23 protein-coding genes are annotated in these 24807 nt (G+C 29.5%); 6 read left to right on the forward strand and 17 right to left on the reverse strand.

What is annotated here, in order from left to right; all coding sequences use genetic code 11:
- Window positions 1–36: 36 nt before the first annotated feature.
- The 6 genes from dapA to CW731_RS05015 all read right to left on the reverse strand — a co-directional run bounded on the left by dapA (window position 37) and on the right by CW731_RS05015 (window position 7970).
- Window positions 37–918, reverse strand: a complete 882-nt coding sequence (dapA, locus tag CW731_RS04990) for a 4-hydroxy-tetrahydrodipicolinate synthase (RefSeq protein WP_100945690.1) — start codon at window positions 916–918, stop codon at window positions 37–39.
- Between the two features lie 105 nt (window positions 919–1023).
- The gene (locus tag CW731_RS04995; protein ID WP_100945691.1) at window positions 1024–1539 is read right to left on the reverse strand and encodes a hypothetical protein; all 516 of its coding nucleotides are present in this window, start codon (window positions 1537–1539) and stop codon (window positions 1024–1026) included.
- Window positions 1540–1572: 33 nt separating this feature from the next.
- Window positions 1573–2655 carry an esterase-like activity of phytase family protein gene (locus CW731_RS05000; protein WP_100945692.1) on the reverse strand — a complete coding sequence of 361 codons (1083 nt, stop codon included), beginning with the start codon at window positions 2653–2655 and terminating at the stop codon, window positions 1573–1575.
- 46 nt (window positions 2656–2701) lie between these two features.
- A complete protein-coding gene (locus tag CW731_RS05005; RefSeq protein WP_100945693.1) occupies window positions 2702–3355 on the reverse strand; it encodes a lysoplasmalogenase in 654 nt (217 codons plus the stop codon).
- A 4-nt stretch (window positions 3356–3359) separates the two neighbouring features.
- Window positions 3360–7016, reverse strand: a complete 3657-nt coding sequence (locus tag CW731_RS05010) for a M1 family aminopeptidase (RefSeq protein WP_100945694.1) — start codon at window positions 7014–7016, stop codon at window positions 3360–3362.
- A 66-nt stretch (window positions 7017–7082) separates the two neighbouring features.
- The gene (locus tag CW731_RS05015; RefSeq protein WP_100945695.1) at window positions 7083–7970 is read right to left on the reverse strand and encodes an ABC transporter ATP-binding protein; all 888 of its coding nucleotides are present in this window, start codon (window positions 7968–7970) and stop codon (window positions 7083–7085) included.
- 229 nt (window positions 7971–8199) lie between these two features.
- On the opposite strand from CW731_RS05015, the gene CW731_RS05020 reads away from it, so the two are divergent.
- The 4 genes from CW731_RS05020 to CW731_RS05035 all read left to right on the forward strand — a co-directional run bounded on the left by CW731_RS05020 (window position 8200) and on the right by CW731_RS05035 (window position 12506).
- A complete protein-coding gene (locus CW731_RS05020; RefSeq protein WP_100945696.1) occupies window positions 8200–9288 on the forward strand; it encodes a M42 family metallopeptidase in 1089 nt (362 codons plus the stop codon).
- Between the two features lie 77 nt (window positions 9289–9365).
- Window positions 9366–9929, forward strand: coding sequence for an NUDIX domain-containing protein (locus tag CW731_RS05025; protein WP_232734726.1), 564 nt, complete (start codon window positions 9366–9368; stop codon window positions 9927–9929).
- A complete protein-coding gene (locus CW731_RS05030; protein ID WP_100945698.1) occupies window positions 9926–11836 on the forward strand; it encodes a DUF294 nucleotidyltransferase-like domain-containing protein in 1911 nt (636 codons plus the stop codon). The genes CW731_RS05025 and CW731_RS05030 overlap by 4 nt, the downstream gene beginning before the upstream one ends.
- A 7-nt stretch (window positions 11837–11843) precedes the next feature.
- Window positions 11844–12506: a PolC-type DNA polymerase III gene (locus tag CW731_RS05035; RefSeq protein ID WP_232734727.1), complete on the forward strand. Its 663-nt coding sequence runs from the start codon at window positions 11844–11846 to the stop codon at window positions 12504–12506.
- Window positions 12507–12509: 3 nt separating this feature from the next.
- Here the strand turns inward: CW731_RS05035 and CW731_RS05040 are convergent, their stop codons facing one another.
- The 8 genes from CW731_RS05040 to CW731_RS05075 all read right to left on the reverse strand — a co-directional run bounded on the left by CW731_RS05040 (window position 12510) and on the right by CW731_RS05075 (window position 20315).
- Window positions 12510–13274 (reverse strand): DUF6503 family protein, encoded by a 765-nt coding sequence (locus tag CW731_RS05040; protein WP_100945699.1) that lies wholly within the window; start codon window positions 13272–13274, stop codon window positions 12510–12512.
- A 165-nt stretch (window positions 13275–13439) separates the two neighbouring features.
- Complete coding sequence (locus tag CW731_RS05045) at window positions 13440–15206, reverse strand: ABC transporter ATP-binding protein (RefSeq protein WP_100945700.1); 1767 nt, start codon at window positions 15204–15206, stop codon at window positions 13440–13442.
- Window positions 15207–15393: 187 nt separating this feature from the next.
- Window positions 15394–15774: a hypothetical protein gene (locus CW731_RS05050; protein WP_100945701.1), complete on the reverse strand. Its 381-nt coding sequence runs from the start codon at window positions 15772–15774 to the stop codon at window positions 15394–15396.
- Window positions 15775–15780: 6 nt separating this feature from the next.
- A complete protein-coding gene (locus CW731_RS05055; protein WP_100945702.1) occupies window positions 15781–16191 on the reverse strand; it encodes a GreA/GreB family elongation factor in 411 nt (136 codons plus the stop codon).
- A gap of 17 nt (window positions 16192–16208) precedes the next feature.
- The gene (locus tag CW731_RS05060) at window positions 16209–17507 is read right to left on the reverse strand and encodes a Glu/Leu/Phe/Val dehydrogenase (RefSeq protein ID WP_100945703.1); all 1299 of its coding nucleotides are present in this window, start codon (window positions 17505–17507) and stop codon (window positions 16209–16211) included.
- A gap of 2 nt (window positions 17508–17509) precedes the next feature.
- The gene (locus CW731_RS05065; RefSeq protein ID WP_100945704.1) at window positions 17510–17701 is read right to left on the reverse strand and encodes a hypothetical protein; all 192 of its coding nucleotides are present in this window, start codon (window positions 17699–17701) and stop codon (window positions 17510–17512) included.
- 184 nt (window positions 17702–17885) lie between these two features.
- Window positions 17886–19214 carry a sigma-54 dependent transcriptional regulator gene (locus CW731_RS05070; protein WP_100945705.1) on the reverse strand — a complete coding sequence of 443 codons (1329 nt, stop codon included), beginning with the start codon at window positions 19212–19214 and terminating at the stop codon, window positions 17886–17888.
- Window positions 19215–20315 carry a sensor histidine kinase gene (locus CW731_RS05075; RefSeq protein WP_100945706.1) on the reverse strand — a complete coding sequence of 367 codons (1101 nt, stop codon included), beginning with the start codon at window positions 20313–20315 and terminating at the stop codon, window positions 19215–19217.
- A 69-nt stretch (window positions 20316–20384) separates the two neighbouring features.
- Here CW731_RS05075 and CW731_RS05080 point away from each other — a divergent pair, with 69 nt between their 5' ends.
- Entirely contained in the window at window positions 20385–21164 is a 780-nt protein-coding gene (locus CW731_RS05080; RefSeq protein WP_100945707.1) for a sulfite exporter TauE/SafE family protein, read from the forward strand.
- Here the strand turns inward: CW731_RS05080 and CW731_RS05085 are convergent, their stop codons facing one another.
- Window positions 21165–22814, reverse strand: coding sequence for a serine hydrolase (locus CW731_RS05085; RefSeq protein ID WP_100945708.1), 1650 nt, complete (start codon window positions 22812–22814; stop codon window positions 21165–21167).
- Window positions 22815–22972: 158 nt separating this feature from the next.
- On the opposite strand from CW731_RS05085, the gene CW731_RS05090 reads away from it, so the two are divergent.
- Window positions 22973–23764 carry a TerC family protein gene (locus CW731_RS05090; RefSeq protein WP_100945709.1) on the forward strand — a complete coding sequence of 264 codons (792 nt, stop codon included), beginning with the start codon at window positions 22973–22975 and terminating at the stop codon, window positions 23762–23764.
- Window positions 23765–23819: 55 nt separating this feature from the next.
- On the opposite strand, the gene CW731_RS05095 is transcribed toward CW731_RS05090, so the two are convergent.
- Complete coding sequence (locus tag CW731_RS05095; protein ID WP_100945710.1) at window positions 23820–24191, reverse strand: glyoxalase; 372 nt, start codon at window positions 24189–24191, stop codon at window positions 23820–23822.
- An 86-nt stretch (window positions 24192–24277) separates the two neighbouring features.
- Window positions 24278–24757, reverse strand: coding sequence for a hypothetical protein (locus CW731_RS05100; RefSeq protein WP_100945711.1), 480 nt, complete (start codon window positions 24755–24757; stop codon window positions 24278–24280).
- Between the last annotated feature and the right edge of the window lie 50 nt (window positions 24758–24807).

Raw genomic sequence — 24807 nt, forward strand, 5'->3', positions numbered from 1 at the left:
AATATAAAATTAGATTTCTACCTATTTATAATTAATCTAAAACGAAAAGGTTTTTACATAATTGGCAATTTTGCCATGTAATTCTTCAGAAGCCTTCACTAAAGGTAAACGAACTTCGTTTCTACAAATTCCTAATTCTTGCAAAACTGTTTTTATTCCTGCCGGATTATTTTCTTCAAAAATTAAGTCTATTATCTCCATCATCTTAAAATGAATTGCATAACCTTCTTTATTTTCGCCATTTAAACCACAATTAATTAAAGTAGAAAATTCTTTTGGATATGCTTGTCCAATCACAGAAATAACTCCTGCACCACCTGCTAGTGTTATTCCCAAGGCCAAATCATCATCACCAGAAATAACTAAAAAATCTGCTGGTTTGTTTTTCAACAACTCTAAATATTGCTGCATATTATTCCCTGCTTCCTTCACTCCTACTATATTGGTAAAATCATTTGCCAAACGAATAGTTGTTCTAGCGTCCATATTTTTTGCTGTTCTACCAGGAACGTTGTATAATATAATTGGCTTTTCTGTTGCCGCTGCCAATGTTTTAAAATGCTGATAAAAACCTTCTTGTGTTGGTTTACTATAATAAGGTACAACAGACAAAATACCATCAATATTACTTAAATCTGTAGTTTTTATATCTTTTACAACTTCTAAAGTATTGTTTCCTCCAATCCCCAAAACTAAAGGAACTCTACCTGCATTTGTTGCTACAATAAGGTCTATAATCTGAAGTTTTTCTTCTTTACTAATTGTTGCGCTTTCTGCAGTTGTACCATTTATTACTAAATAGTTTGTACCGTTTTCTATATTGAAATTCACCAACTTTACAAGTGCATTAAAATCTACACTTAAATCTTCTTTAAAAGGGGTAACTAAAGCAACTCCTGTTCCTATAAACTTTTGCATTCTATACATATTTTAGAATGACAAAATTACACTATTAAGATTGATTTTTTTAGGGATAAATTGAAGAATAGGAAGAATACACAACTTTAAACGGTAAGTTTAATTTTATAATTTTTTAATAATTTGAAGATACTTTTTTAATTCTGAAGTAAATTCGCCTACATGCTCTATTTCTTCTGAAATTTCTATTTGATATAGCTTAGAGTTTGTTGCAGCAAAACCAACTTTAAACTGTGCTTTCGACTGTAAAACAGCACTTTCTAAAAAAATATTATTGGTATTAAAATACCCAATTAACAAATCTAAAGGTTGTTCTAAAAAACTTTTAAAATTGGTTTGTGTAAACTGACCTCTCCAATTGATATCTTTTTCTGTAAAGTGTTTGTAAGAAATTTCATCTGTTTTACTAAACGCACGTAAACTGTAAATTTTAGCATTTTTTATTCCTAAAGCAGCTTCTACCGCCACTTTTAAATCTATTTTTGATGTAATTTCTTCGGAAGTAATAATACCAACAGTCTGTATTTTTTTTAAGGCTGAAGCACCACCAAACTCACTATTAGACAATAACTTATCTAACTTCTTCTTTAAAATAGTCTCTTTAAATCCTTGAAAAATCATTTATAGTTGAATTGAAAGTGATAAAAATAGCAATTATTCTCTTACTATTTCTAATAAAATAAACTGATTTAGTTGTTTGCCATACACCTGAAAATTATCATCTGAAACTAATAACAAAGATTGATTGCCATTCTCTAAAACGGGACCAAAAGTAACACCTTCTATATTGTCTATAATTCCTTCTGTTAACTTATCTTTTAAATCTTCAAAATTAATAAGCAAACGTTTCTTTAGTGGCAAATAGCTTGTTTCTTTTAATGACTTTACATTTAAAATATTGGAGGTTTCTTGTGTAACTTCTGCATCAAAAACTCGGACAATATTGCCATAAGCTCCATAACCGCTTTGGTAGGTTCTTTCGATGATAAAGAACTTATTTTTATCATATTCGAGTATAGCTGTTACTCCGTTTAAATTTACAGTCCCTTTCGAAGGTTTTGTAATTTGCTCTAATTGATATGCAAATTGCTTCGTAGCCCTCTTTGTTTCAGTGTTATAATACGTAATTCTAACAGGAGATTGTGTTTTAGTAAAAGTTGGTTCTACTCCATCATTTTTTAAAGGAGCTTCCATTATAGACCAGAAACCTTTTTTATCAATACTTTTAGAAGAGCCTTCTAATACACCATTGTGTTTTATGTTTTTTAAATTTTGAAGACTTTCTGGTAATTCATATTCTGTAATAAAATTCCCACTAAAATCTGTCGTAAAAATACTTGGCTTGCTTCCTCTTCTAATAGAACCTTCCGTAGAAAAATTAATTTGCTTTTTTTCTTCGTCTACAAAAATAGATTCTAAATCTAAGCTATTTTCTTTATAGAAATTAGTGATTGAATCATTTAAAAAAATAACATCTTTAAAATTAATACTTGTTATTTTTCTTTTATCAATATTAATTATAGCCTTTACAAACCTAGGATTGTTTGCGTCATCTATAACAAAATAATAAAACCCATTACTATAATCTACACCAGATAAACCGCCAATTATTGTACCTTTAAGTGATACTGAATCTTTAAGAACAAACTCGCTAACAAACTGTAAATTATTTTTTTTACCAGTACTACAAGAATATAAATTAACTATCAGTAATAAAAAAATAAGATTTACTTTCATTTACATTATAATTTAACATTTTTTTAATTAGGTAGGAGCTATTCTTCTAAGAATCTTTTACCACCATTGCTTTACAAATTAGATATTGAGCAACAATATAAGTAATCATTATACTTAAACCATACACCTCTCTAGCTTCATAAAACTTATTAACAGCTAATAGACTATCTGATATTATAAAAATTAAAGCACCTAAAAATAACCATAAGTTTTCAGTGTTTTTTTGTTGCACATAATTTAACAAAGTAAGTGTACCAAAAGCAGAGATTATAAGTCCATAAATTATTACAGGAACTAACATTTCGCCCAAATTATCTCGTATTAAATAAACGATACTTCCAAAAGCAATTACAAACGGAATTGAATATGTAAGAATCTTATTATAGCTTATTTTCTTTAAATAGTTCGAAGATATTTTTATGTATAAAATATGGGCTATTAAAAAAGAAACAAGTCCGAATAAGAAAAAGGCTTCTTTAAAAAGCAAAAAAGTATCTCCCCAAAAAGAGAAAAATAATGCTGAGACATACCAAAAGCTCACTTTATTAACCGATAGCAAATAAATAACAGCTAAAGATATTGTTATAAATGGTTTTGTTAAAAAAGCTAATTTATCATAAAACAAAAGTCCTAAAATATGCAATACAACAATAACAAGAAATAATACTGATGCTGATATTACTTTGGTTTTTCTTTTCATATTTTTATAATTTCCTCCTGTTATCGTCAGACTTTGTATCTATTAATTTATTGTAAGGATCTATCCCTACTTCAATAGGCTTTTCAGCTACAATTATTGTAATCTTATTATGAATCTGAGTTATTTTATGTTTTTGAAAATACAGTTGTTTTTCCTTCTTTTCCCCTTCTATTTCATCGCTAGAAAAGATACCAATATCTATATAATCTGCCAAAGGAAGCGATAAAATAGGAGAACTCATTTTCTCTGTTTTATAACTTAAAGTATCACCTACTTTTTCTCCATAAAATTTCTTTCCTTTTTCATCATTTCTATATTTAGAAACTTCAAACTCAATATCTACTTGGTAGGTACCATTTTCTAATTCGGTAGACTCTACAGCTACAATTCTATTTTTATACAGCGTAATCGTCTCAAACATATCTTTTATTACATATTGTAAAGAATCTGGCGTTACTTCTCTAATATAGTTAACCATCTCGATAGAAGTTGTGTAAGGTGGCTCTTGAAACTGTACCTTTTCTACATATTTTTTTAACGCTCCGTTTAATTTTTCTTCACCGATATAATCACTTAAAGCATATAAAACCAAAGAACCTTTTTGATAACGAATATACCCTTGCCCGTCATTATACATTAACGGTTTTTCTCTCTTAGTTTCAAAAGTTCGTTGCATTAAATAACCATCTAAAGCATCTTTTAAGAATTTACGCATCTTCGGTTTGCCATGTTGATGCTCTAAAACCTTTAAAGAAACATATTCAGACATGCTTTCAGATAGCATTGTTGCTCCTAAAACATCTGCTCCAATTACTTGATGCGCCCACCATTGATGTGCAACTTCATGAACTGTAACAGCAAAAGGATAATCTACACCGTCTTCATTTTCTTCATCTACGTCTGCAATAAAACCAAAACCTTCTGAAAATGGAATTGTATTCGCAAAAGCTTGTGCAAAAGTACCTGCAGTTCTTGGAAACTCTATAATTCTTAACTGTTTGTGTTGATATGGGCTAAAATTCTTCGCATTATAAGCAACCGAAGCTTTCATTCCTTTCATCATTCTATCTAGGTTATAATCATGCGGTTTGTGATAGTAAATTTCTAAACTAATTCCGTTCCATATTTCTTTCTTTACTTCATATCTCGCAGAATTAAATGCATAAAAATTCAATATTTTACTATCCATTTTATAATGGAAATATTTACGATTTCCTTCTGTCCATTCTTTTTGCAAATATCCTGGTGCAATAGCAATTTGGTCTTCGGAAGTAGAAACTGTTGCTTCAAAATCGATCCAATCTGAGTCTTTAGAGATATACGTATTCCCTAAAGCTGTAGAGTCTGATGGATGCGGACGTAAATTATTAACCGATAAATCGTACTTTTCACGTGTCTTATTATCTGTCAATTCTCCTCCAGATGAATATCCTAAAGTAGGAAACATTGAAGAATTATTAATAAATGTTCCGTTTTCTCTGATAGGAGATTTCTTTTGAAACATGGTGTTTTCTTCACTTTTTACATTGATTGTAAGTTGCAAAGTATCTCCTGGCTGTATTTTTTTATTAAACTTATAAATATCAAAATTAAAAACTGTGTCTTCTAAAACGAGATTATTTGGTTTGTTAAATTCAAAGGTATTTTCCAACGAATTATGATTCAAGAAAATACTATCTATTGCTTTATTCGTTTTATTTACCAGCGTATAAATGGCACTTGCTTTGTACGTTTTTTTCTTCGGAAAAATATGCACATCAGCATTTACGGCAACTACCCTAGGTTGTTTATAATCTGCGTACTTTTTATATGTTTTTTCCCATTTAACGGCATTTAGTTCCGCTTGTTTAGAAGCTGAGTTTTTAGTGTCTGCCTTTGTTTCTAAATAAATAGTAACTCCTAAAGTTAAAAAAGCAACCAAAACCACAATAAAACTAACTTTATACGGCGTTTTAAATCGTTTTGTCGCAATATTTAATCTCTCTACAAAAGAACTTGGTAAACCTCTTACCCACATTAAAATACTTAGAATTAGTAATAAGGTTCCTCCTAAAATCCAATACAACTTATACCATAAATATCTTGATAAAGCAGAACCATATCCATTCATGTCTGAATAACTATAACCTGGACCTTCATTGTATTTAAAGATTGATAATTCTATTCCTATTAAAGATAAAAAGGGCGTACCGATGGCAATTATCAATAAAATAAAAAATCCTAAATATTGGTTTTTAACCAATGTTTGAATAAAGATTGATAACAATGCCCAAACTAAATAGTTTAAGAATTTTAACCCAAATAATTCTTTTATATAATGACCTATTTCGAAATCATAATAACCTTTATAAACTTGAAAAAGCATACCAGAAACCATAATTACTGCTAATAAAACTAATTGCATTTTTAACAATGCAATTAACTTAGAGAATAACAACGTCCAGTTTGGTATTGGTGTGCTATCTACTAAATGACTTATTTTAGCAGTTCTTGCTCTTTGCACCAACATACCTGCATATAAAAAAGTACATACATTTATTACAAGTAAACTAAAAATGTTACCTCCACCCAACATTTGCCACGTAACAGGAAGTGTGTCTGTACCAAAAATTTCGCTAGAACTAAACAACGTTCCTAACAACATTAAAATACCCACTATTAAAATACAAATAAAAGGTAAACTCTTATAAATATATCTAAAATCGATGTTAGACAATTTCCACATCGTTTTTAAATTCTGAATAAAAGAAAAATCTTTTGTTACTTTTGGTAATGTAATTGTTGTAATACCACTAAAATTTGTCTTTGTAACTCTTTCTCCTTTCGACTTTCTAAAAGAAATAGAAATGGCATTCTGACTGAATTTAAAGTACTTAAAAACCAATCCGAAGATTAAAGAAGAAATAACCAACCATAACAATCTGTTGTATATAATTAATTCTTTTATTGGTGTTTGTAATTCGTTTTGTTCAGAAACAGTCCAATATTTAGTATAATAATCTGAAGCCGAAGATCCGAAAGGATCTAAAATTGCTAATAAACTAGCTTGTTCTGGTTCAGAAAAAATACTTGCTATTGCTCCTTGCGCAAACATTAAAATGATTACGGTTATAAAACCTGCTGCAATATTTCTAGAAAAAGTGACTACCGCAAAAACTACAGCACCAAAAAACAACACATTTGGTAAAATATAAACCAAATACGTCTGCAAATAAGTCATAATATTAAAATCGCCCACAATTTCGGAATTGGTTCCCGGAAAGCGAAAACCAATAATCATTCCAATAGCAATTCCTAAAACAATTGCAGACACCACCACAATACCGCTAAAAAACTTTGCGAATAAATAATCTGCTTTTGTAAAAGGGTACGAATATAAGATAGTGTGCATTTCACTTTTAAAATCTCTATAAATAGAAACGCCAATAATTGATGGAAATAAAAAGAAAATTAAAACTGTAAAACCGTTAAATAAACCATTTACATTAATTGGCGAATTTACAATTCTAGAAGAACCTGTAGTTCCTGTAATACCGTCCCAAATACCAGCAGATGTTGCGGATAAAAAGAAGGCTAAGAGTAAAAATATTGATGCGTATATATAAAATAAAGGTCTATTAAACCAATACTTTAATTCTTGTTTGAATATTGTTGAAAACATTTTTTTTGATTGTTAGATGATTAAAAAGTTAGATTTTTAGACGGTTAGGTATCTTCTTACTAACTGTTATACCAACTCTGGTTCATCTTGTTTTAAAGCAATAAAATACACGTCGTCTAATTGCGGTTTTACTGCCACAAAATCTTCCGAAGGTTTTACTGTTGCGTGTACTCTAATATTTAGCGTATTGTCTGGGTTAAAATTTCTAGACAACACATTATAAAGCTTCATGTTTTCTTCTAAATTATCTTTCTCTATAATTTTTGTCCAAATTGTATTTTCTAACTCTTCTGTTGCTTTTTGTGGCGTTGTATGTTTTAAAATTTTCCCTCCATTTAAAATCGCCATTTCATTACAAAGTTCCTTAATATCTTCTACAATATGTGTAGAAAAAATAATGATACAGTTAGAACCAACTTCACGTAAAACATTTAAAAACTTATGTCTTTCTGCAGGATCTAAACCAGCAGTTGGCTCATCTACAATAATTAATTTTGGGTTATTTAAAAGTAGTTGTGCAATACCAAAACGTTGTTTCATTCCGCCAGAGTAACCAGCAACATGTTTGCGTCTTACTTCATATAAATTCGTAATTTCTAAGACCTCTTTTACAATGGCTTTTCTTTCTATTTTATTTGAAATTCCTTTTAAAACCGCAAAATAATCTAGTAATTCTTCTGCAGACATTTTAGGGTATACACCAAAAGATTGAGGCAAATACCCTAAAACTTTTCTTAAAGAAAGATTGTCTTCTAAAACATTAATACCATCGAAAGTAATTGAACCCGAATCTGGACTTTGTAACGTCGCAATTGTTCTCATTAATGATGATTTTCCAGCGCCATTAGGCCCTAATAAACCAAACATTCCTGTGCTAATTTCTATACTTAAATTATCGATTGCTTTTACGCCGTTTTTATAAGTCTTTGTTAAATTTTCAATTACTAACTTCATGTTCTTGGTTTTAGTGATTTTTATTCAAAATTATTCTTCTAAGCTTTTGTTAGAGATTAACTTTGACCCGAAACTTCGGGAATAATTCCCGTAAAAACGAGAATCAGTGATTAGTGTAAAAGTAAGGAGTTTTGTTACATTTTTTTGTGATTTTTTTAATGGAAAACCTAAATAATCGCATTATTTTTACATACATTAAAAGAATAACGAACATTTAGACATATATAGCATGACAAAAAAATCAATATTAAATAAAGAATCGCTTACATTTTTAGAAAAATACTTAAATAATGCTGCACCAACTGGTTACGAATGGGAAGGTCAGAAAATTTGGATGGATTACCTAAAACCTTACGTAGACACCTTTATCACAGATACATATGGTTCTGCTGTAGGAGTTATAAACCCAGATGCAAAATACAAAGTTGTAATTGAAGGGCATGCAGATGAAATTTCTTGGTATGTAAATTATATTTCAGATAACGGATTAATTTACGTGATTAGAAATGGTGGTTCAGATCATCAAATTGCACCAAGTAAAATTGTAAACATTCATACTAAAAACGGAATTGTAAAAGGTGTTTTTGGATGGCCAGCAATTCACACCAGAGATAAATCTAATGAAGAAGCGCCAAAACCAGACAATATTTTTATAGACACCGGTTGTGCTACAAAAAAAGAAGTTGAAGCATTAGGTGTGCATGTTGGTTGTGTAATTACGTACCCAGATGAGTTTCATATTTTAAACGGAGACAAATTTGTTTGTAGAGCTTTAGACAACAGAATGGGCGGTTTTATGATTGCCGAAGTTGCCCGTTTATTAAAAGAAAACAAAAAAGAATTGCCTTTTGGCTTGTACATTACAAACTCTGTACAAGAAGAAATTGGTTTGCGTGGTGCAGAAATGATTACACAAACCATAAAGCCAAATGTTGCTATTGTTACAGATGTAACGCACGACACAACAACGCCAATGATTGAGGTTAAAAAAGCAGGCCTTTTAGAACTAGGTAAAGGTCCGGTTATTGCTTATGCTCCAGCGGTTCAACAAAAATTACGAGATTTAATTACAGAAACCGCCGAAGCGAATAAGATTCCTTTTCAACGTTCTGCACTTTCTAGAGCAACCGGTACAGATACAGATGCTTTTGCGTATAGCAATGGTGGTGTTGCTTCTGCATTAATCTCTTTACCATTAAGATACATGCACACAACTGTAGAAATGGTGCATAGAGATGATGTAGAAAATGTAATTAAAATGATTTATGAAACATTATTAAACATCAAAGACGGAGAAACTTTTTCTTATTTTGAATAAAAAATAAAGCGTCATTACGAGGAACGAAGCAATCTTATTTAATTCCTAAAGAGATTGCTTCATTATACTTCCTCGTAATGATAATTTTTTATATGAACGAATTTATAGATATTTTAACACCGGAAGGAAAACCAACAGGAAAAACCGCTTTAAAATCGGAAGCGCATAAACATGGTTGGTTTCACGCCACGGTTCATATTTGGTTGTTTACTTCAGCTAAAAAAATATTGCTTCAAAAAAGAGTATTGACCAAGAAAGTATTTCCTGGTTTGTGGGACATTTCGGTTGCAGGACATGTTGCTGCTGGTGAAGAAATTTTAGCTTCTGCAAAAAGAGAAGTTTTTGAGGAAATTGGGTTAAAACTAGAAGATAAAGATCTTATTAAAATTGGTACAAGAATTCATCAAATTTCACATGCAAACGGAATTCAAGACAACGAGCATCATCATGTTTTTGTAGCTGAATTAAAAGTCCCAATTTCAGAATTAAATATTCAAACGGAAGAAGTTGCGGCAATTAAATTATTCGACTTAGACATTCTTCAAAATACAGAAAATTTCGAAAACGTTTTATTATCGAGATTTCATGAGTATTATTGCTCAGTTTACAATCAAATTCAGCAGCAAATAAAACAAAGATGAAAAACACAATTTCAGAACGCGTTTACGATTTCTTAAAAAACTATCCTCCCTTCAATTTACTAACTGCTAGTAAAATACTAGAAATTTCTTCCGAAGTAAAAATTATATACTTAGAAAAAGGAAAAGTTCTTTTTAATCAAAATGACACCAATCACAAACATTTTTACATTGTTAGAAATGGAGGTATTAGTTTACATAAAAATTTACAAAACGAAAAAACCCTTATAGATATTTGCGACGGTGGAGATATTTTTGGTCTAAGACCTTTAATCAGTAATGAGAATTACTCTTTAGATGCGATTGCTAATGAAGAATCTATTGTTTACGGAATTCCTATTACCATTTTTGAAGCAGTTTCAGATAAAAACTCTAAAATTAATAAATACTTATTAACTTCTTTTGCTTCTACCTCTTTTGACCCTTATACAAATGAACAAAACAACAACATATTTACAGATTATATAACAAAAGATAATTTAGAGTATTCTAATTTACATGCTGTTAATTACACAAAAAAACCTTTAAAATGTACTATAAAATCTACAATTAAAGAGGCTGCTATAAAAATGAGTGCTCAAAAAATTGGTTGTATTGTAGTTGTTGATGAAGAGGGACTTCCTAAAGGAATTATTACAAATAGTGATATTAAAAATAAAATAGCAACAGGTCTTTTTTCTATAGATACCTCTGTTAAAGAAATTATGTCTTCCCCTGTTATAACGCAATCAAAAAATCTAACAGTTTTAGACGCTCAATTACAAATGATAAAACACAAAGTTGGTCATTTATGTATTACTGCCGATGGTACTAGTAATTCTACATTAATAGGAATTCTAACAAACCATGATGTATTAGCTTCACTAGGAAACAACCCAACCGTTATTTTAAAAGAAATTAAACGAGCTAAAAAAACGAAAGAGATTCGTAAAATTAGAAATAAGGCAAACCTGCTTTTAAAGCTATATTTAGAACAAAACATTCCATTATCGCATATTTCTAAAATTATTTCAGAAATAAATGACAGTGTAACGATAAGAGTCATTGAACTTTCTTTAAAAAAGATGGATACACCTCCGCCAGTAAAATTTTCCTGGTTGGCACTAGGTAGCCAAGGCAGAAAAGAACAACTCTTATATACAGACCAAGACAATGCTTTAATTTTTGAAGATACTGCCCCTGAACAGTATTTAGAAACCAAAAAGTATTTTTTAAAATTAGCAGGCCATGTTACAAAGTCGCTTCATAAAATTGGTTACGAATATTGTCCTGCAGAAATGATGGCGAGCAACCCAGAATGGTGTATGTCTTTATCTAAATGGAAAAACCAGTTTACCGATTGGATTGTTAATATCGATGAAAAAGCCATTTTACTATCTTCAATTTTCTTTGATTTTAATCATGTTTATGGTGACATTACGTTGCCTAAAGAACTAACAAAAAGTATTTTTAAAACATTGAATAAAAGCAGTCGTTTATTTACTTTTTTAGGAAAAGAAGCCATTGCAAGCCCTTCTCCATTAGGTTTTTTTAAACAGTTTTTAGTTGAAAACAATGGAGATCATAAAGATTCTTTTAATATAAAAACAAGAGCCTTAATTCCGTTAATTAATGCCGCTAGACTTTTAATCTTGTCAAATAATATTTCAGAAATTAATAATACTGCACAACGTTTTGAAAGGTTAGCAGAAATAGAGCCTCAAAACAAAGAATTATATGAATCTTGTTCCTATGCTTTTAAAGCATTATTAAAATTTAAAACAAAACAAGGAATACTACACAATGATTCTGGTAAATTTATACAGTTAGAGTCTTTAACTAAAGAAGAAAAATTAAAACTAAAAAGATGTTTTAAACCTATTCGAGAAATTCAAGAGGTACTTTCTATAAGATATAGTTTAACAATATAAGAGAACTATGATATTTAATTGGTTTCGTAAAAAAGAAAAACTGCTGCTACCTAATTATTTTTTAGCGTATCAAGAAAGCATTAATAACACAAAAAAACTTTCAATAAAAGAAACGAGGTTTGTTGTTTTTGACACAGAGACAACTGGTTTTTTAATAAAAAAAGATAGAGTGCTTTCTATAGGAGCAGTCTCTCTAAAAGACAATATTCTTAATGTTAATGATTCCTTTGAAGTTTATATTAAACAAAAGGTCTTTAAAGCTGAAACAGTACCCATTCACGGAATTTTAAAAGAAGGTGAAATTGAAAAAACTACTGAAGCTACAGCTTTAAAGCTTTTTATAAAATATATCGGTAATGCCGTTTTGGTAGGGCATCATGTAAATTTTGATGTACAAATGATAAACGAAATTTTAAAGAGAAATAAACTACCTAAACTTTTAAATAAAACGATAGATACAGCGCTTCTTTATAAAAAATCTAAACACACAATTTATCAAAACGAAGAAAAACAGTATTCATTAGACAACTTGTGTGATGAATTGAATATTTCTAAAAGCGATCGTCATACAGCTAGTGGAGATGCTTATATAACTGCCATTGCTTTCTTAAAAACACTTTCTCGTTTAAATAAAAAAGGAGATTTAAAATTTAGAGATTTACTAACCTAAATATTAGTTTTTAGGTTTTTCAAAAAATGAATCGGCTAACTTTACCTGACTAATTAAAGGCAATGTGAATTTAGTCGCTGATTCTTCCGGTGCTGTTGGCAGGCCATTTTCATCTTTTTTATACCAAGTAATTTCAGAAGGTAAAATCAATCCATTTACATTTTTCCATTTATTATATCTAATAATATTAAATTTATTACTCGTTTCTTTTGAGTTAAATGTAACCGTATATTTTAACCATTCCATTTGATAGGTTTCTGAATTGTAATATATCATATAATTGTCATCAGAAGAATTACCAACATTTGCTTTATAAGAAATTTTATAACCAGGATACTTTACCCCTTCAAAAACTAAAGCATCTATTTTTTCATAGATAATTCCGTTATCTGCTAAAACAAAAGGCATTGCATAAAAGTAAAAGTATAGGTTATAATAAAATGCTGAGTTCCCTTTATAAGTTCCTGCTACCTCTTCATCTAACCAAACTTCCTTTCCGTTAAAACCTAATGAATATTTTGGTGTGTTAATTACTGTTCTTCTAGATTGTAAATCTACAGTATGCACTTCTTCACCTTTATTAAAAGATAAAATTTGTACCTTTCTCCAAGTATTAATTCCTCCATGTTTTTCAAAAACCTTTCCTAATTCTGTTGGAAAATAATTTTTATCAACTTCAATAATATTTTCTTTTTTCACCTCTTTTTTGGTTTCATTTTTACAAGAAACGGCAATTACAATCATTAGTAATAAAAGTACTTTTTTCATAAATTAGTTTGTCTTAATTATAGTGATTATTGAAGTCGTTATTTAAAAAAAATGATTACAAAAAAAATACATTCTTTAATAAATAAATAAATCTCGCTAAAAGGCGAGATTTATTCAAGTAACATTTTTAATACGTTGCTATGCAACTTTTAAAATTGATTTTCTTTAGATTTTTGATTGATATGTAAATAAATCAAAATACCTTCCTTCTGCATTAATCAGCTCATCATGCGTTCCTCTTTCTGCAATACTGCCAGATTCGATTACTAAAATTTGATCTGCTTGCTTAATAGTACTTAACCTATGCGCAATAACAATGGTAGTTCTGTCTTTTACCAGTTCTGATAAACTTTGCTGAATTAAAGACTCACTTTCGGTATCTAAACTAGACGTTGCTTCATCTAAAATTATAATTTTTGGGTCTGCTAAAATAGCTCTTGCAATTGCCAAACGCTGACGCTGCCCCCCAGAAAGCTTCACTCCTCTTTCTCCTATTAAAGTATCTAAACCATCATCAAAACGATCTGTAAATTCATTTACATACGCAGCTTTTACTGCATTTTGCAGTTCTTCTTCCGTTGCATTTGGTCTCGGGAACAAAATATTTTCTTTAATGGTTCCTTCAAACAAAAACTCATCTTGTAAAACAACCCCTAAATGTTTACGGTAGCTAGACAATTTAACTTTAGACATGTCTTGATTGTCAATAGTAATTGTACCCGATTTCGGATTCAAAAATGTAGCAGACAAACCCGCAATAGTCGATTTTCCTGAACCAGAACTACCAACCAAAGCTGTTACAGAACCCGAAGGAACTTTAAAGTTGATATTATTCAAGACTTCTTTTCCTTCTTCGTAAGAAAAAGACACCTCATCAAAAATAATTTCACCTTTTACATTTTCTAAAACAACTGTTCTTTCTTCGTTATCTTCTTCTGCAGACATATTCATTAGTTCTTCTGTTCTATCTAAACCTGCCAAGGCTTCTGTTAACTGACTACCAATATTACTCATTTGAACAATTGGTGCAATCATAAAACCAAGTAATAAAGTGAAGGACAGAAAATCTCCAACGGTTAATTCGCCTGTCATAATTTTATAACCACCAATTCCCATAATTCCTGTGGAAGCGATTCCTAATAAAAAAGTAGAAGAACTCGTCATTATAGCAGTTGCTGTTAAACTCTTTTTTACATTTTGAAATAATTTATCTACACCTTTTTCAAAAACTTCATTTTCTTGTGCCTCTGCATTAAATGCTTTTATAACTCGAACACCAGACAACGTTTCTGTTAATCTTCCTTTTACATCAGCATTAATAACACCTCTATTTCTAAAAATAGGTCGAATGTATTTGAATGCTTTTAAAGCTACAACGCCAAAAATAGCGACAGGAACTAGTACAAAAAATGTCATAGAAGGACTAATCTGAATTAGTAAAATCATTGAAATTACCGCTGTAATTGTTCCACCAACTAATTGAACCAAACCTGTTCCTATTAAGTTTCTAACACCTTCAACATCACTCATAATTCTAGACACTAATGCGCCAGATTTTGTATTATCGAAAAAACTAATAGGTAAAGACAATACTTTCTTTTGGACTTGTGCTCTTAGTTCTGATATTAAAAACTGTGCTTGCACACTTAAAATTCGTGTCAATAAAAAAGATGTAATTGATTGTACTAAAATTGCAATTCCTACAATTAATAGCAACGAATATAATTGATCGTAATCTTTATTCGGAATTACCTCATCTAACAATGCCTTACTTTTCCATGGCAATACCAAACTAGACAACCTGCTTAAAACAATTAATACCAGCCCTATAAAAACCAACTTTCGTTTTGGCCAAATAATAGTTTTAAATGCTTTTAGAATTGAAACCTTAGGTTTTTTTTTATCTTGTTTAGAATCTTTAAAGTGTTGCATAATGTATTTTAAGAATATAGATACATTCTCTTTGTCAATTTATATGCCATACAAAAGAAGTGTGACACATTAACAAAAGTAACAATAAGCAAAACACTTGTCAGTTTAAAAGCTATAGTATTGACTAAGCTAAAATATTGCAAAAAAAAACTCCAAAATAAATTTTTTGGAGTTCTAAAAACTAATTCTAAACAAGAAGTTCTCTAAAGATCTTCCGCTTGATTTCTCTATAATTTTCTAGATGATTTTGGTATAAATCCCTATTTTTTTTGTGTTCATTATGATAAAACAAATCACAATCTAAATCGATACACTCTAAAAAATCACCTACAGTATTTCTATACTTTAAAAAGGTGGTGTACATATTTGTGTTTTCATCAGTAAATAATAACACCCGATCTTTTAAATCGATATCATTTAAATTATTCGATGAAATTCTAACTAAATAATCACATTCTTCTGTAATAAAATTTAAATGCTCTATACACAGATTAATTTCCTCTAAACTTCTTTTTTGAAGAACCTGACTTTCAGATTCGTTATTAGATATATTACCAGATTGCATCATAATTATTTATTTAGTTACCTTCTCTGTTTGCATCACATTTACCACTTTCAACTCTTTTAAACCTCCTGGAAAATCCCATAAAATGGCATCTCCTTTGGCATAACCTAAAACAGCGGTTCCCATTGGCATCAATAAAGAAATCTTACTCTCTGCAATGTTACTATCTGAAGGCACAACTAACTTAAAAGTTTTTTCCCAAGCACTGTCTTGAGAACTCACTGTTACAATAGAATTTAGCCTTACTACATCTTTAGGAACTTCTTCTTCAGAGACTACTTTGGTTGCATTTCTTAACTCATCTTGCAGCTTTAAAATATGGCTTTTAACAGTTTTTGATTCTGCTATTTTATTTAAATTTAAGAGCTTTTCTATTATCAAGAATTCTTTTTCCTCAATAATTAATTGATCATACTTCATTATCTATCGTTTTAAATCTATGGAAAAACACCTCTTTGAGTATATGTTCTTTCTAACCTTTCTATTGCTAAAACATAAGCAGCAGACCTCATATCTATTTTTTTAATTTCGGTAACATTTAAAACCTTAATAAAAACTTCTCTCATTTTTTTCTGAAGTCTTTCCATAATTTCATTCAACTCCCATAATTCTCCGTTTCTATTTTGTAGCCATTCAAAATAACTACCAATAACACCACCAGAATTACATAAAATATCAGGAATAATTGCTACACCTCTTTCTAACAATAATTTTTCTGCTTCTACTGTTGTTGGTCCATTTGCACCTTCAGCTATTAAGAATGCTTTAATTTGATGTGCTTTTTCTTCAGTTATTTGATTCCCCAAAGCTGCAGGAATACAGATATCACAATCTAAACCAAAAAAATCTTCTTTGTCTCTATTTTCTGAATTTGGAAAACCAACAACACTCCCTTTATTCTCTTTTGTGTACTCTAATAAACTTTCAACACCTAAACCTTCTTTGTTTACAATTGTACCAAATGCATCTTGTACACCAACCAATTTAGCACCTTCTTTTTCTAAAAAGTGAGCTGCCCAATACCCTACATTTCCAAAGCCTTGAACAATAAAAGTTTTGCCTTTTAACTTTACACTTTTTTGTTCTGCCCAAAATTTTATAGTAAGAAAAACGCCATAACCTGTAGCTCTATCTCTACCTTCTAAACCACCAGAACCTATTGGTTTCCCAGTAACAACATGTTGGTTTTTTGATCTTTCTGACGGCTTTTTAGTAGACATATAAGTATCTGCTATCCAAGCCATAGTTTGAGCATTTGTGTTTACATCTGGTGCAGGAATATCGTGTTCTGGCCCAATATTATCTCCTAAAGCATATGTAAACCTTCTTGTAATACGCTCTAATTCACCTAAAGAATATTTTTTAGGATCCATTTGAATACCTCCTTTTGCACCACCATAAGGCAAACCTGCTAAAGCTGTTTTCCAAGTCATCCACATTGCCAATGCTTTTACGGCATCAATATCTATTGTTGGATGATATCTTAAACCTCCTTTATAAGGGCCTAATGCATTATTATGTTGCACTCTGTATCCTTTAAATATTTCTACATTACCACTGTCCATTCTTACAGGAAAATGAATAATTAATTCATTATTTGTTACACTTAATATCTTTTTAATATTAGGGTTTAAATTTACTAATTCGGCAGCATTTTCAAACTGCTCCATTACGTTTTCTAACATCCCTTGTTTGGGCTGTTTCTTTTGCTTTATTTCTTTTGTTAAAGTCGTCATAATTAAATAATTTCAATTTCTTTTTCACCTTCGGTAAAATTAAAACTTGGTGTTAAAATAGATGTTGAATTCGTGGTTTTTAATATCTCTATTGCATATTCACTACAAGACCAAATAAAATTTTTATTTGATGTTAAACTACATGAACTTGCATAAAGACAAGAATTACATAAGCTATTACAATTAATTGTCATAATTATATTTTTAATTACAACTGTACATTGGCAATGGATGTGCCATCTTTTTAACAGCAAAGCAAAAAAACAACCTAAAAAGCTAATTTACAATACATTAGAATAAATAAAGGTTTTATAACAAAAAAAACAGTTGAGGAATATTTCCTCAACTGCTACATTTTTACTCGCTTTTAAATTATCCTTATTTTAATTTTTCTCGAAGTGTTTTTCGATCTATTTGAAGAATCTCTGCTGCTTTTGTTTTATTATTGTTTGTGGCTAGAAGTACTTTTAAAATATACGATTTTTCAAATTCCTTTAATGACAATAATTTTTGAGTTTTAGAAAAATCAATCTGATATTTTATATGCTCTGGTAAATGTTCTACATCTACAAGGCTGTCACACATGATAATAGCTCTTTGAATTACATTTTCTAATTCTCTAATATTCCCGGGCCAATGATAACTTTTAAGAATAGCTAAAGCTTCTGGTGTAATTTTTAAAAAACGGTCCTTATATTCTATTCCGTATTTGAATAAAAATTTATCTACCAATAAAGGAATGTCTGAGAGTCTTTCTAATAATGAGGGAACCTCTATTTGCACCACTGTTAATCTGTAATACAAATCTTCTCTAAAACGTTCTTTTTTAATAAGATCTTTTAAATTTACATTTGTTGCTGCTATTACTCTAACATCTATTTTTTCTGGTTTTTGAGAACCAACTCGAACTATTTCTTTCTCTTGTAAAACACGTAATAATCTTAATTGAGTTGACAAGGATGCGTTACCTATTTCATCTAAAAAAATGGTACCATTATTTGCTGCCTGAAAAAAACCTTTTCTATCTTTTTCTGCTCCTGTAAAGGCTCCTTTTAGATAACCAAATAACTCAGATTCTAATAAATTTTCTGGTATTGCGCCACAATTTACAACGATAAAAGGTGCTGAGGAAAATTTACCCATATAATGTATAGAACGCGCTACCAGCTCTTTTCCTGTACCACTTTCTCCATGAATAAAAACAGTTGCTTTGTTGTTTTTTAAACGCTCTATAACTTCTGTTACTTTTTTCATAGCTGGAGATGTCCCAATTAATTCTCCATAAGGTTTTATTGAAGTTTCTTCTTCTTTTTTAGTAACTTTAACAACTTTAGGTTTTGATTCTAAAGATTTTATAACAGCCATTTTTAGCTCTTCTTTTGTAAAAGGCTTTGTAATATAATCTGCGCCACCAGACTTCATAACATCTAAAGCTCCTTCTATTGAAGGAAAACCAGTTATCACTAATTTTGGAATTTTAGAATAATGCTCTGACGCATATTTTATTAACTCTAAACCATCTACACCAGGCATTTGTAAGTCTGTAATTAATAAATCTATCGAAGTATCTTTTAAAATTTCTAATGCTTCCTTTACAGAAATCGCTTTGTATGTGTGGTAATTTAGCGATTGTAAATGCCTTTGAATTAATTCTAAAATATGAACATCATCATCTACTATTAATATATTTTCTTTATTTAACATCATTTAATTTTTAGGAAAACTGACAATAAAAATAGTTCCTTTTGGGATATTTGGTTTGTGTATTATCGTTCCTTTGTGACTTTTTATAATTCCGTGAACAACACTTAATCCTAAACCAGAACCTTCTCCAACGGGTTTAGATGTAAAAAACGGATTAAAGATATTCTCTGAATTAATTGTTTCTATTCCTTTGCCTTCATCAGAAATTTCAATTTCCACCGTTTTTATTTTCTCCTCAACAGTAATGTCTATTTTTCCATTTTCTGGAGAGAAATAAATGGCATTTATAACTAAGTTAAAAATCACTTGTGTTAACTGAATTCCATCTACTTTTAAATTAATTTCGTTACTTGAGTAAGCTATTTTAAAATCTATATTTTTTTTCTTAAAATTAGGTTTTAGTAAACTTATAGATTCATCAATAGTAGCGTTAATGTTAATTGAAGTCATTTGTTGTGGCATTTCACAAGAAAAAAACATTAATTTTTTTACAACTTCTCTAGAATAAATAGCACTATTTATTACTTTTTCTAAATCTTCACTTCCTATTTTATCCTCTTTATAACGTTCTTTTAATAATTCTGTAAACCCTAAAATATTAGCCAAAGGTGTGTTTAGTTCGTGCGCAATACCCGCAGTAATTTCTCCTAAAATAGTAAGTCTTCCCGCTCTTTCTATTTGTCTTTTAGCTATTTCTTCTTTTTCATTTATTTCATTTCGTTCTAAGAAATCTCCTATTTCTGAAGCGACTTTCTTTAACAATAACTTCTCTTCATTTAGAAAGGCATTTTCAGAAAATTTTTGTTTAGCATAACCAACAGTAATTGCTCCTTTAATATTTTTAAAAGTTTTTATTGCAGAAATAATAAAAATAGCATCTTCTATTTTTTCTCCATCTATAACAGAAAAATCATCTAATTTAATTTCTACAAATGCTTCTTCTGGGAATCTAATGGCCTCTTTTACACTAGCTGATATTTCTTTTAATAAAGACTTTATATTTTTAAAATTATTGTTTCGTACAAGAGAACTAACTTTATATAAACAAGTTAATTCTTTTATGCGTTCATTTAATTTATCTTCTAAAGTTATTTGATTTTCCATATTTAAATTCACTTATAATAGTTACTATATTTATAAGAATTTCTAAAAATAGAAAATTATATTTGCTTTATGGATATTCAAATCATTTTTGAATCAATTTTAAATAATTGGCATGTTATTTTGCTCTTTTTTACAGTCGCTGTTTTGTACTCTTCTGTTGGTTTTGGAGGAGGATCAAGCTATCTGGCAATTTTAGCTTTAACAGGAATCGTTTTTACACAAATTAGAGCAACTGCTTTGTTGTGTAATATTGTGGTAGTTTCTGGAAACGTGTTTTTGTTTCATCGACAACAAAAAGTTAATTGGAAAAAAATAACTCCTCTTGTTTTATTAAGCATTCCTTTGGCTTTTTTAGGTGGAAAAATAAAAATAAGTCAGCAATTTTTTTTTATTTTATTAGGTTTCACCTTACTATTTGCTGCAATTACTATGTGGCTGTCTAGAAGAATTATAGCATCAAATGAAATAAACGCCAATTCAAAACCTTTAAAAAACGGTGTTTTTGGTGGAGTTATTGGCTTTATTTCTGGAATGGTTGGTATCGGTGGTGGCATTTTTTTAGCTCCTTTATTACATCTTACAAATTGGGATACTCCTAAAAAAATAGCAGCAACGGCAAGTGTTTTTATTTTAGTAAACTCTATTGCTGGCTTAGTTGGTCAATATTCAAATCCTTCTTTTATAATCGATTGGAACTTAACTTCAATCTTGTTAATTACAGTTCTTATAGGAGGTCAAATAGGTAGTAGAATTAGTAATACTTACCTAACTCCTATTCAACTAAAAAAGGCAACCGCTATATTGATTGCCTTTGTAAGTATTCGAATTTTAATAAAATATTTATTCTAATTATTTCTTTTTAGCTTTCATAGCTCTTCCTCCTTGATTTAAAGTTAAAGCACCTATTACTCCTATATCATTTTCATGAAACTCGATAGTAGCAGCTACTACTTTTAAAAAGAATTTAGTGTTAGATTCTGAAAATAACTCAAACTCTGGCTGCCCTGTTGCTTGAAGAAATAGTTGACTTCCTTTTGAAGTTATAGTGATTATAAAGTTTGGTTTTAACTCGTATGCCCCTTCATATCTTTTTAAAACATCTGCAGAAACAGTTTTTACATTTTGTACTTTCAATACTTTTTCACTTAAAACTCCTTCTTCTTTATATATTCTATTTTTAAAAATAGTCGCTTTTTTTCCATCTTTTATAAAAAAATCATAAGAAATTAATCCATCTTCAAAAGAAAAACTATTTGGCGATGTTGGGAAAATTTGAAACGCTTGTGAACTTCCTTCTCTTTTACTATATAGTTGATTGTCTTTTAAAGTTATATATCGAAAATCACCTGTGTTAAATTGATAGGTTCCAACCCATTTTTTTAATTGTTCTAGAGATAATTCAACTGTTTTACTCTTCTCGAAAATAGGCTTATCAATTGCTAAAGCAGCTATTTTAACAGCAGTATTAGTAGGCGAATTGCAGCTACAATTAGAAAATACAATTACATACACATCTTTACTAGGTACAAAAATACCTATAGATTTATATCCAGGAATAGACCCTCCATGTTCTATTGTTGGTATTTCATTTATCTCGTTAAAAGTCCAACCATAACCATAATTTATTTTATCTCCATTATTTAATGTGTAGTTTGTAAATGCTTTACGTATTGTTGTCTCTTTTACAAACACATTATTTGTAATAGCTGTTTGCCATTTTAACATATCGTCTACATTAGACATTATAGAACCAGCAGCAAACGGTAATGTTAAACTAATATATTGTGCATTAGAAAAATCTGCTCCTTTTTGATAGCCAGAGGCTCTATTTTTAATTATTTTTTTATGACTTCCGTAATAGGAAGCACTCATGTTTACTTTATCAAAAATTCGCTCTTTAATAAACTTAGAATAAGAGGTTTCGCTTACTTTTTCAATAATATATCCTAAAATAAAATAAGCAGAATTATTATACTTATACTCTTCACCAGGTTCAAAATCCATTGGTTCATCTTTAAAGAAATCTATAAATTCTAAAGGTGATTCATCAACTGTCATTACTTTTCCAAAACCCTGCATAGAAGTATAACTCTTAATTCCTGATGTATGGGTTAATAAATGATGCACTGTTATTTTCTTTCCATTTGTTGGGTACTCAGGAATAAATTTAGTAATATCATCCTCTAAACTTAGCTTTCCCTCTTCTAACAACATTAAAATTGAAACGGCAGTAAATTGTTTTGTGATTGACCCAATTTGAAAAACATTATCGGGAGTCATATCTACATCTAGCTCTAAATTTGCTTTTCCGAATGCTTTACGGTAAATAACTTGTCCGTCTTTAGCTACCAAGACAGAAGCTCCTGCTTCATTCGCTTTAAATTGATTACTTAATATAGCATCAATTTTAGATTCTAGACTTTGCGCTTTACTGGTAGTAAAAAAGAAGATGCAAAAGAGACTTAGAACTATCGATTTAAAAAAAGTCTTTGTGTTCATTGATTGGTTTTTGTATTGATTAATTTTAAATATGACGATATAAAAAAATTAAAGTTACACTAATTCTCAAAGTTTTATAAAACTTCTATTATTTAAAGATAGCTATTTTTAAGTTTTTAAATATATTTGAACAATTCAATTACCTAAATAAAAAAAATATGTTAGAAGTTATTTTCACATTAGTAATGTTGGTTTTATTGCAAGCTGTTCTTGGTTTCGACAACTTACTTTATATTTCACTAGAATCTAAAAAAGCACCAGAAGCAGATCAAAAAAGTGTGAGAAAAAAAGGAATTTTAATAGCAATTATATTAAGAATCGTATTATTGTTTGTACTTGTTTCTATTATCGATTTTTTTCAAGAACCTTTTTCTTTTTTATCAGGAGGAATAACAGATATTGTAAAGTTTGCTTTTAACGGTCATAGTATTATTGTATTATTAGGTGGCGGTTTTATTATCTACACAGCCATCAAAGAAATTTGGCACATGATTTCTACAAAAGGAATGGAAGTTTCTGAAATGGCAACAGACAGAAGTACAAAGTCTTCTAAGGCAGTTATTTTTAGTATTGTTCTAATGAATTTAGTTTTTTCTTTCGACTCTATTTTAGCAGCAATTGGCCTTACAAGTGAAATAGAAAATACTACAACTGCATTTATTGTCATGGCAATTGCCATTGTAATTAGCGGGTTATTAATGCTAATTATGGCTGATAAAATCTCTGTATTTTTATCAAAAAATAGGATGTATGAAGTTTTAGGACTGTTTATCCTTTTTATTGTAGGAATAATGTTAGTTACAGAAGGTGGTCATTTGGCACACATCAAAATTTTTGGAGAAGAAATTGTACCAATGAGTAAAACAACCTTCTATTTTGTGTTGGCAATTTTAATAATTGTAGATGTAGTGCAAGGAAAATACCAAAAGAAGTTGTTGGCAGGAAAGTAAATAAAGCTAATTTAATTATTAAAAAAAGTCGTTGTATTTAATTACAACGACTTTTTTACTCCACTTCAGAAATACTGTCTTTTATTCTTTGAGAAACAATCTGTAAAACTCTTCTATTAACTTCAGATGATTTCTCTGAATAAAAGGCAAATTCATCTTCAGAAAAATGACCTATAATAAAACCTAAAGTCATGTTTTTGTAATTATTATCTGTTTTAAAAACAGAAGAAACTCTATTTCTTTTTTTCTTATCTACTAAAACAGATAAATCAATTTTTCTCTTCTGAAGATAATTTTTAAAGGACGTTATTAATAAATGATGTTGCATTTTTATAACAGGACGTATTACTTCATTTTGAAACTTTTCTACATCTGAAGTTCCATCATTTACTAAATCTGATAAAACTGGTCGTTCTTTTTTATTCATCTTTCTAAAGTTTATTTTAAAGTGTAATTAACGTGAAGAAGGAAAAACAAACTCTTTTATACTTTTAAAGCTTTATAAATGAAGCCTTATCTATCTAACAATTCATCTAACTCTAATTGCAAATCGTATTGTAAATCTTCGTGTAATTTTTCAATTGCTTTTTTAATCATTCTCACTTGAGAATCAAATACATTTTGCAATTGTGTGCTATTTTTTATTGATGGTCTAAATTCTTTCAGCTTCTTACAGAAGTACAATAATAATTCTGCTTCAGTTTCTTTCTTTTTAGAATAACGAATGTGCTTTTTTATAGAAGTTAATATTTTTCGAATACTCTTTCTAATGTAAAAAAAACTCTTTGTATTAATCTCATCAAACTGAATGTCTACTTCTTCTTTTATAGTTTGAATGTAAGAATCTTCATCATGAGATTCAAACAATAAATAGGTAAGCAACTCTTTATTTTCTTTTTTAAACCGAGCCAAATGCAAACACAACTCTTTTAAATCTGCAGCAGATTTATGAGATAACTCATCTTTAAGTTGTTTTATGGTTACTGCTTTCAATCTTTCTTATAATTGCTAAAAGACCTCACAGGTTTTAAAAAACATGTGAG

The organism is Polaribacter sp. ALD11, assembly GCF_002831685.1.
In the GTDB taxonomy this organism is placed as follows: Bacteria; Bacteroidota; Bacteroidia; order Flavobacteriales; family Flavobacteriaceae; genus Polaribacter.

Excerpts from the sequence above, each read along its gene's own strand:
- dapA (WP_100945690.1), bottom strand. The coding sequence starts at position 918 with ATGCAAAAGTTTATAGGAACAGGAGTTGCTTTAGTTACCCCTTTTAAA.
- CW731_RS04995 (WP_100945691.1), bottom strand. The coding sequence starts at position 1,539 with ATGATTTTTCAAGGATTTAAAGAGACTATTTTAAAGAAGAAGTTAGAT.
- CW731_RS05000 (WP_100945692.1), bottom strand. The coding sequence starts at position 2,655 with ATGAAAGTAAATCTTATTTTTTTATTACTGATAGTTAATTTATATTCT.
- CW731_RS05005 (WP_100945693.1), bottom strand. The coding sequence starts at position 3,355 with ATGAAAAGAAAAACCAAAGTAATATCAGCATCAGTATTATTTCTTGTT.
- CW731_RS05010 (WP_100945694.1), bottom strand. The coding sequence starts at position 7,016 with ATGTTTTCAACAATATTCAAACAAGAATTAAAGTATTGGTTTAATAGA.
- CW731_RS05015 (WP_100945695.1), bottom strand. The coding sequence starts at position 7,970 with ATGAAGTTAGTAATTGAAAATTTAACAAAGACTTATAAAAACGGCGTA.
- CW731_RS05020 (WP_100945696.1), top strand. The coding sequence starts at position 8,200 with ATGACAAAAAAATCAATATTAAATAAAGAATCGCTTACATTTTTAGAA.
- CW731_RS05025 (WP_232734726.1), top strand. The coding sequence starts at position 9,366 with ATGATAATTTTTTATATGAACGAATTTATAGATATTTTAACACCGGAA.
- CW731_RS05030 (WP_100945698.1), top strand. The coding sequence starts at position 9,926 with ATGAAAAACACAATTTCAGAACGCGTTTACGATTTCTTAAAAAACTAT.
- CW731_RS05035 (WP_232734727.1), top strand. The coding sequence starts at position 11,844 with ATGATATTTAATTGGTTTCGTAAAAAAGAAAAACTGCTGCTACCTAAT.
- CW731_RS05040 (WP_100945699.1), bottom strand. The coding sequence starts at position 13,274 with ATGAAAAAAGTACTTTTATTACTAATGATTGTAATTGCCGTTTCTTGT.
- CW731_RS05045 (WP_100945700.1), bottom strand. The coding sequence starts at position 15,206 with ATGCAACACTTTAAAGATTCTAAACAAGATAAAAAAAAACCTAAGGTT.
- CW731_RS05050 (WP_100945701.1), bottom strand. The coding sequence starts at position 15,774 with ATGATGCAATCTGGTAATATATCTAATAACGAATCTGAAAGTCAGGTT.
- CW731_RS05055 (WP_100945702.1), bottom strand. The coding sequence starts at position 16,191 with ATGAAGTATGATCAATTAATTATTGAGGAAAAAGAATTCTTGATAATA.
- CW731_RS05060 (WP_100945703.1), bottom strand. The coding sequence starts at position 17,507 with ATGACGACTTTAACAAAAGAAATAAAGCAAAAGAAACAGCCCAAACAA.
- CW731_RS05065 (WP_100945704.1), bottom strand. The coding sequence starts at position 17,701 with ATGACAATTAATTGTAATAGCTTATGTAATTCTTGTCTTTATGCAAGT.
- CW731_RS05070 (WP_100945705.1), bottom strand. The coding sequence starts at position 19,214 with ATGATGTTAAATAAAGAAAATATATTAATAGTAGATGATGATGTTCAT.
- CW731_RS05075 (WP_100945706.1), bottom strand. The coding sequence starts at position 20,315 with ATGGAAAATCAAATAACTTTAGAAGATAAATTAAATGAACGCATAAAA.
- CW731_RS05080 (WP_100945707.1), top strand. The coding sequence starts at position 20,385 with ATGGATATTCAAATCATTTTTGAATCAATTTTAAATAATTGGCATGTT.
- CW731_RS05085 (WP_100945708.1), bottom strand. The coding sequence starts at position 22,814 with ATGAACACAAAGACTTTTTTTAAATCGATAGTTCTAAGTCTCTTTTGC.
- CW731_RS05090 (WP_100945709.1), top strand. The coding sequence starts at position 22,973 with ATGTTAGAAGTTATTTTCACATTAGTAATGTTGGTTTTATTGCAAGCT.
- CW731_RS05095 (WP_100945710.1), bottom strand. The coding sequence starts at position 24,191 with ATGAATAAAAAAGAACGACCAGTTTTATCAGATTTAGTAAATGATGGA.